This is a genomic window from Kaistella sp. (genome assembly GCF_032060305.1).
GTDB classification, from domain to species: Bacteria; Bacteroidota; Bacteroidia; order Flavobacteriales; family Weeksellaceae; genus Kaistella; species Kaistella yananensis.
On the sequence record NZ_DAMBHK010000015.1, the window covers coordinates 25,033 to 33,074 of the forward strand.

Consider the following 8,042-nt stretch of genomic DNA (forward strand, 5'->3'; position numbering starts at 1 on the left):
AGACGGAACTGATGCGCTTCGCCCGTGCCGTATTCATTGGTTTTCAGATAATCGTGCATTCCGGCCCAAAACGCTTCGTCACCAAGATAATTTCTCAACATGTGAAGAATAGAGCCGCCTTTATTGTAGGAAACCCCATCGAACATATCTTCTTTGTGATGGTAATTAAATCTTACCAAATCTTTGGTAACATTCGAAGGATCGCGGAAATACCCTTCAGCAGCCTTCATCAATGTATAATCGGCGAAATCTTTTCCATATTTATATTCGTTCCAAAGGTATTCGGAATAGTTGGCGAAAGATTCGTTTACGGTAAGGTTGCTCCAGCTTTCGGTGGTTACCAGATCGCCAAACCAGTGGTGAAACAGTTCGTGCGAGATTACATCTTCCCAGCGGTTTTCGTCGATCAGGTCGCCGGGTTTTTGCTGTGCTGATTCCTGATGAAGGACCGCAGTGGTATTTTCCATAGCACCGGAAACATAGTCTCTGGCGGTAATCTGCGCATATTTGGACCACGGATAATCGTAATTCAGTTTTTTAGAAAAGAATTCCAACATTTCCGGCGTGTTTCCGAAAATCTGTTTCGCGTACGCTTCATATTCTTTTTCAACATAATAATCAACGGGAATATTTCTCCATTTATCCTTTACCACAGCGTAATCGCCAACTCCCATGAAGAATAAATACGGCGCGTGTTTTTTGTCCATCACCCAGTGATCGGTACGCAGTCCGTTGCCTTCCTTAACCGACGATTTCATTAAACCGTTGGATAAAGTGACATATTTATCGGGCACGGTCATATAAATTTCCTGAGTTGTTTTCTGGTTGGGTTTGTCGATGGTCGGGAACCATGCGGAGCTAGCCTCTGTTTCGCCTTGCGTCCAGATTTGGGTAGGTTTATCAGCGTCTTTTCCCTGTGCGTTAACGAAATAAAGACCTTTCGCGTCTGTAATTGCTGCGCTGCCTTTGTCTTTCACTTCATTGGGACGTGCGGTATATTTAATGTAAACCGTATAATCCTGATTTCGGGTATAGGTTTTATCTAAAGTGATTCTGAGCATATCGTCTTTGTACGCGTACTTCAATGGAGTTTTGGCTCCGTTTTTATCCAAAGCAACCTCGTGGATAAGCATCGCTTTTGCATCCAGAATCAGGGAATCCGAAGGATAGAAATGCGGACTGGCAGTTAGCCATTCTTCCCCATTCATCTGCTCTTTGGCATAATCGAAATTTACTTTGAGTTTTGTATGCTTAAGTTCGGTTGATTTGGTGTGGGTTTGTCGATATTCGGTTCTGCCCGAAGTTTCGGTTTGTGCAAAAATGGCGTTGGAACTGAATAGCGTACCAAGAAACAAAGCCGCAATGAATATTTTCTTCATAATATTTTGAAAGATTTTTGCGGTGTAAATTTTAAAAATAATAGGTCACGTTTTCTTACAGAAAGTTACAAAAAAAGTGAAGCCAACTGCTCCACTTTAAACTTTGAATAATTCTTAAACCGCAACCGGCGCCTTAATTCCGGGATACGGTTCGTAATTTTCAAGCGTGAAGTCTTCAAAACCGAAATCAAAAATATCTTTGATCTCCGGATTAAGTTTCATGGTTGGTAAAGCTTTTGGAGTTCTTGAAAGCTGTTTTTTCACCTGCTCGAAATGATTGTTGTAAATATGTACATCGCCGAAAGTATGCACATAATCGCCCACTTCTAAATCACAAACCTGCGCAACCATCATCAAAAGCAACGCATAACTTGCAATATTAAACGGAACTCCCAGGAAAACGTCGGCACTTCTCTGGTACAGCTGAAGCGACAGTTTTCCGCCGGCAATATAAAACTGAAACATCGCATGACAAGGCGCTAACGCCATATTGGGAATTTCCGCAACATTCCATGCGGAAACGATCAATCTTCTGGAGTCCGGATTTTTTTTAATCTGATCGATGACCTCCGAAATCTGATCGACAATTTTTCCGTCTGCGCCGGCCCAGCTTCTCCACTGAGCACCGTAAACCGGTCCCAAATCACCATTTTCATCGGCCCATTCGTTCCAGATCGATACGCCGTTATCGGTAAGATATTTAATATTGGTATCGCCATTCAGAAACCACAGCAGCTCGTAAATAATTGATTTTAAATGGACTTTTTTGGTGGTCACGAGCGGAAAACCTTCAGATAAGTTGTACCGCAGCTGATATCCGAAGACGCTGCGTGTGCCGGTGCCGGTTCTGTCGGTTTTATCGGTTCCGTTATCGAGAATATGCTGGAGAAGATCGTGATAGTTTTGCATTTTTAGGAGAAAATTTAAGCAATATGTATGTTTCAAAAATACGCAAATTTTCACCAAAGATTGATGATGCTTTGCTTTAAATTATTCAGAATAAATTCGTCTTCTTTGCTTTTTCCGTGCATTGCTTTAGCCAGAGGGCTTTCGGTAGAAATCACAAAAATCTTCTTTTCCTGAAACCTGATTTCCCCCAAAGAAACCGCAATATAAAAAAAGCCTTTTTCAGTTTCAACCAGCGAACCCAAACCAATAACCGAATGTTGGTTGGTGTTGATTAATTTTAAAGAATTCAGTGCTTTTAAATTTTCATTAAGCTGAACCTGAAGGTTATTAATTTCCTGCTGCACCATCTCGCGTGAGGTTTCATACTTATCGCCCATAGAACTTTTGGTTTCGTTGTTGGCAGCGCGGGTTTCGGAAATCAGATGTTCTAAATAATCAGTTTTCTCTGACAATTTCCCGCGGGTGATTTGAAGGATCTCGGATTTATTCATGATTATCTTAATTTTAGCTAAAGCCTTACCGCTGTATTTAACAAAAACGGGCTAACGCCCGTTTTCATTCATCATTAATATGAACTGATGATTATTTTTCGAATACGGCGTAGCCGCCAGCTTTCAGCACAAAACCTTTGTCCTGTGAAAAGTCTCTTGTTTTCTTTTCGAAAATATCTTTGTAAACGCCCGCCACTTTGTCATCGGTAATCTGGAATGTTACTGCTTCTTTAGACATGTTCAGCACGGTTAAAACCTCATCTTTTCCGTTTTTTCTGAGGTAAGCCATTACTTTATCATCTGCAGAAGTGCGCAGGGCAATAGTTTTTGCTTCCGGATCGCCACCGCGTAAAGTAGGATTGCTCGACTTTAGATTCAACAATGTTTTATAAAAATCGTGAAGTTCATACGTTCCGTTCCATGGAATTGGATCTTTGGTGAAAAACTCCAGTCTCTTGGTTTTTAAAGGAAGTTCCTGACCGTTGTAGATCAAAGGAACACCGTTCCATGTAACTGAAAATACCGCCAGAGGTTTTGCAAGTAGACCATATTTTTCATACTCGGTTCCGTTCCAGGTGTTTTCGTCGTGGTTGGAGGTAAACCAGGCGCGCATGGAACCGTCGCCGATTGCGGTATATCTTCCGAGTAGATTTTTTAAATCGCCGAAAGAAGCCTTGTCTTCGTTATAATCTTTGGTTTTGTGCATCCAGTTCCAAATGTAACTTGCATCAAACACTTTTCCGTAGTCAGGGTTATCAAGTTCATCGAATTCGCCTAACCAGAATAAAGGTTTCACTTTCTCAACCTCAGGTCTTGCCTGCTGCCAGAAATCGACTTCAACCCAAGCGGCTAAATCGCATCGGAAGCCGTCGATATTGGTTTCACGCACCCAGAATTTCATGGCTTCGATCATGGCCAATCTCATCTGCGGATTGTTGTAATCGAGTTCGATGATATCATCCATTCCGGAAGCAATCTGGAAATCGTTGGTTTTTGGATCATTTAAATAAAACTCAGGGTTTGTTTTGGTCCATACATGATCCCAGCCGGTGTGGTTGGCTACCCAGTCGATGATGACTTTGAAACCCATTTTGTGCGCTTTGTTTACCATGTGCTTGAAATCCTCCATCGTGCCGAATTCCGGATTGATCGCCGTATAATCCTGCGCTGCATACTGGCTTCCCAAAGGTCCTTTTTTATTTTTCTGAGCAATTGGAGTGATAGGCATAAACCAAAGCGTTTTTACTCCCATTTCTTTCAGTCGCGGCATTTCTTTCTCGAATGCGCGGAAGGTGCCCTCTTCGGTATATTGTCTTATATTAACTTCGTAAATATTGGTGGTGTGTTTCCATTCACTGGGCAACTCGTTCATTGTTGTAGATTTTTGTGTGGTACAGGATGCGATTCCCAGGCCGATGATTGCTAAAAGTATGAGTTTTTTCATGCTGATGATTTGCTAGCAAATGTAATGGTTTTTTTATTAAATTCGGGTTGCGGAAGTAATCTTTTGAAGGAACTGAATGTTAAAAGTCATTAAAAAACCCCGGGAATTCCGGGGTTGTATTTTTAAACTTCATCAGTATCATCTTCTTCAAAGAAATCATCATCGAAGTCATCTTCTTCATCATCGAAATCTTCGTCTTCGTCGGCAAAATCACCGGTATTAAAATCGTCGCCAAAGTTTTCGAAATCATCTACCAAAGGTATTGTTGAATTTTTCTGTGCTTTCTTTCCAGATTTGCTTGGTGCTTTCAGCGGCATGTTTCCGAAACGGAAAACAGTGATGGGATAATTTACGGCAGGCTTCTCGTCGATAATTTCGATCAGCTCGCAGAAGAACTCCCAAAGATCCATAAAACCGTACTGGAAATGTACTTTGTCTCCTACTTTTTCGAAGGCTTCGCTGATATATACATCCGACATTATTTCGCCGTCACCGTCGTCACTCATGTCTTCCAGCGGCACCGTTTTAACCACCATTCCCTCTTCATCAAGAATATTGAAAAGCGACAAATCCTCTCCCATGAGGGTAAATGCACTCTTGATTCCCAAATGCAGATTCCAGAGATTCTGTTTATCCTTGATCTCAACATCGCGGAAGATATCATCTTTGGTATCTAAAATAATACGGATTTTATAAACCATTTTTAGTTTAAATTTAGATAGATTTTAGAATTAATTTACGGGTACAAATATAAAACAATTGCATTTTGACAAAAAAGAAATCGCAGCGATTTTATTAAAAAAGTTTTGCTTACATTTTGCGTTTTCTAATTGCTTTTTTCCAGTAAAAAAGTAAACCGTGTACCTTCCAAATATACACTTTCTACGGAGATATTTTCGCCATGTGCATCCAGTATATGCTTTACGATCGCAAGGCCCAGCCCCGAACCTCCGTCGTTGCGGTTTCTGCTGGTTTCTACACGGTAAAATCTTTCGAAAATACGTGGCAAAACTTCGGGCTTAATTCCCATTCCGTTGTCCTCTACTGTTACCAGGACTTTGTTTTTAAGAATAGTGGTTTTAATGGTAATCTGCGCCTTGTCGCGGTTGGCGTAATGAATGGCATTTGAAATTAAATTGATAAGAACCTGAGAAATTTTCTGCTTGTCGGCATTCACAAAAATCTGTGGCGACACGGTCTGCAGCTGTACTCTGGCGTCTTTTCGTACCGCTTCCAGGTCAAGCAGATCGATGATTTCGCGTATAACACTGTTAATATCGAAACTGGAAATATTGAGCTTGATTTCGCCGGATTCGTATTGGTTGATCATGTCCAGATCCTTTACAATATTAAGGAGTCTCTCGACAGATTTATCGATTCTTTCCAGATATTTGTCCCGGATGGCCAGATTTTCTACGCCGCCATCCATAAGTGTTTCCACATAACCCTGAATGGAAAAAAGCGGTGTTTTGAGCTCGTGGGATACATTCCCGATATATTCTTTCCGGTAGGTTTCCATCTCTTTCATGGTTCCCATTTCGGTGGCATTTTTCTGGCTGAATTCGGAAACCCGTTCGCCGAGTTCGCGCAGATTCATCTCATTGGCGGTATCGGGATTAATTCCTTCGGGAAGTATGGTCGAAATTTCTTTCACCTGCCGTTTGCCGTAAACATTAAAGAGGTAATCCAGAATCACATAATTGAGCACAAAAATAAGCACCACACAGGCAAAGAGCGTAAGGTAAAAATTATTCTGGTTCTGAAAAGCTACACTGTTAGAATATTCGAAGAGCAGCGCTACCAGAGACATCGCCACGGTTAAAAATACAGAAGCGACCAAAGTAAGCCGGTGAAACCTCATGTTACAAATTTACACAACTAATTTATAACCAATACCTTTTAACGTTTGAATCGTACCGATGCCGAGTTTTTCGCGCAGTCTTCGGATATGTACGTCGATGGTTCTTTCGCCCACAATTACATCGTTTCCCCAGACTTTTTCGAGGATTTCTTCGCGTTTGAAAACTTTGTTGGTGTTGGAGGCCAGCAGGTAAAGCAGATCAAATTCTTTTTTCGGGAGTAGAAACTGCTGTCCGCCTTTAGAAACCCGGAAGTTGTCTTTATCAATCATTAAATCCCCCACCGTAATATTCTTTGTAGTATCCGAAACCTGAGAAGTAAGCTGCAGTAAAGCATTTACCTTAGAAATAAGGATTTTTGGCTTGATGATCTTCACGATATAATCGTTGGCACCTGCCTGGAAACCGGCTAATTGGGAAAACTCTTCGCTTCTTGCGGAAAGGAAAACGATGAGGGTTTTCTGGAGTTCTTTAATCTTTCGTAAATCCTGGCAGGTCTCGATACCGTCTTTTTCGGGCATCATTACATCCAGTAGAATAAGATCCGGGATAATCTGTTTGGCTTTTTCAATCCCTTCATTGCCATTGCTGGCGGTATACACTTCGTAGCCTTCTTTTTCGAGATTGTAAGATAATATTTCTAAAATATCCTGTTCATCATCAATCAAAAGAATTTTTTTCTGATTCATCTTTACTATTTAACCTTTCAAAGTTAATCAATTTTGAAAACAGGTGTTCACTTAACGGTAATATTCACAATTAGTTAATATTTGCCGTAGTATGTTCAAAATTTATTAAAACAAACTTAAGACTTTAGCAACACCAAAGCGGTGAGTTCTTTATTCCTTTGCAGCGAGAGAAAATCTAATTAAAAAATGAAAATGAGAAAACTGAATATTGCGGTTTTGTTCCTAACCTCTTCAGCCACGCTGTTTTACGCACAGGAAGTAAAGAAGGATACGTTACAAAAGGAACAAAATGTTGAAGGCGTCATTATAAAGGCATCCGGCAATAAAATTTCGGAGACCGCGATTTTGGGCGACCAGAAGAAAGCGATTATCCAGAAACAGTCTATGGGTGCAGAGGAAATTTCGCGAAAGGGAATTTCTAATGTAGAACAGGGTCTGGTAAAAGTAACCGGAATTACAACAGTTGAAGGCCGCGGCCTGTTTGTAAGAGGTCTGGAAGAACGATACAATACTTTACTGATTAACGGTCTGGGATCACCATCAAACAACCCGTTTCAGAAAATTATTGCACTGAAACAATTTCCTACTGATGTGGTAGGAAAACTGAATATCTACAAAACATTCAACTCCAACTTATATGCAGATTTTGCGGGTGCGACTTTCGATATCGAAACGCTCACGATCGACAAATCTTTTACGAAAATCGAATTTGGTTTCGGATACAATACACAAACCACTTTCAAAAACTTTAAAGTTAATCCTAATGCCTATACTATGAACGGTTATCTGGGATTAAATTCCAGAGACCGACAGCTGCCGGGCGAAGTTAATGGCTACGTACCCACCAATTACAATTTTACCCAACAGGAATCTGTAAATTCATTTAAAGATGGCTGGAACGCTGATAACATTAAAGCCTTACCGAATACAAGCATCGGATTTACCACTGCGCAGAAATTTAAATCTGGTGAAAATGGTGAAATGGGACTTCTGTTATCCCTGAACCAGGGCAGCAATTATAAATACACCGAAGGCGAAAAAAACCAGTTCATCTCTCTGCAGACCGAAGGTAAAATGAATAACGACCTGAACCGGAAAGAATATTCGTATGAGCTGGAATCTTCAGCACTTGTAGGCCTCAGCTACAAAAACCGGGGTTTAAATGTTGCATTGAATACTATATTTTTACAGAATTCTGCCAACGTAATTACCGATTTCCTGGGTTATAAAGACCAAAAGGAACAGGATGCAGGAAGACGTTTTTTCCGTGT

Annotated in this window: 8 protein-coding genes; 1 reads left to right on the forward strand and 7 read right to left on the reverse strand. The window is 40.8% G+C overall.

The window, feature by feature from the left end:
• The 7 genes from V5N63_RS03595 to V5N63_RS03625 form a co-directional block, all read right to left on the reverse strand.
• On the reverse strand, nucleotides 1–1,379 hold a 1,379-nt coding region (locus V5N63_RS03595; protein WP_332032870.1), incomplete at its 3' end, for a M1 family metallopeptidase.
• 114 nt (nucleotides 1,380–1,493) lie between these two features.
• On the reverse strand, nucleotides 1,494–2,288 hold the full coding sequence (locus V5N63_RS03600) for a thymidylate synthase (protein WP_332032871.1): 795 nt from the start codon (nucleotides 2,286–2,288) through the stop codon (nucleotides 1,494–1,496).
• A 50-nt stretch (nucleotides 2,289–2,338) separates the two neighbouring features.
• Entirely contained in the window at nucleotides 2,339–2,779 is a 441-nt protein-coding gene (locus tag V5N63_RS03605) for a hypothetical protein (RefSeq protein ID WP_332032872.1), read from the reverse strand.
• A 91-nt stretch (nucleotides 2,780–2,870) separates the two neighbouring features.
• A complete protein-coding gene (locus V5N63_RS03610) occupies nucleotides 2,871–4,223 on the reverse strand; it encodes an alpha-amylase family glycosyl hydrolase (RefSeq protein ID WP_332032873.1) in 1,353 nt (450 codons plus the stop codon).
• A 122-nt stretch (nucleotides 4,224–4,345) separates the two neighbouring features.
• Complete coding sequence (locus tag V5N63_RS03615; protein WP_332018361.1) at nucleotides 4,346–4,924, reverse strand: IS1096 element passenger TnpR family protein; 579 nt, start codon at nucleotides 4,922–4,924, stop codon at nucleotides 4,346–4,348.
• A 125-nt stretch (nucleotides 4,925–5,049) separates the two neighbouring features.
• Entirely contained in the window at nucleotides 5,050–6,084 is a 1,035-nt protein-coding gene (locus V5N63_RS03620; protein ID WP_088469902.1) for a sensor histidine kinase, read from the reverse strand.
• Between the two features lie 9 nt (nucleotides 6,085–6,093).
• Entirely contained in the window at nucleotides 6,094–6,771 is a 678-nt protein-coding gene (locus V5N63_RS03625) for a response regulator transcription factor (RefSeq protein WP_088469901.1), read from the reverse strand.
• Between the two features lie 192 nt (nucleotides 6,772–6,963).
• Between V5N63_RS03625 and V5N63_RS03630 the strand changes: the two genes are divergently transcribed.
• On the forward strand, nucleotides 6,964–8,042 hold a 1,079-nt coding region (locus tag V5N63_RS03630), incomplete at its 3' end, for a TonB-dependent receptor plug domain-containing protein (RefSeq protein ID WP_332032878.1).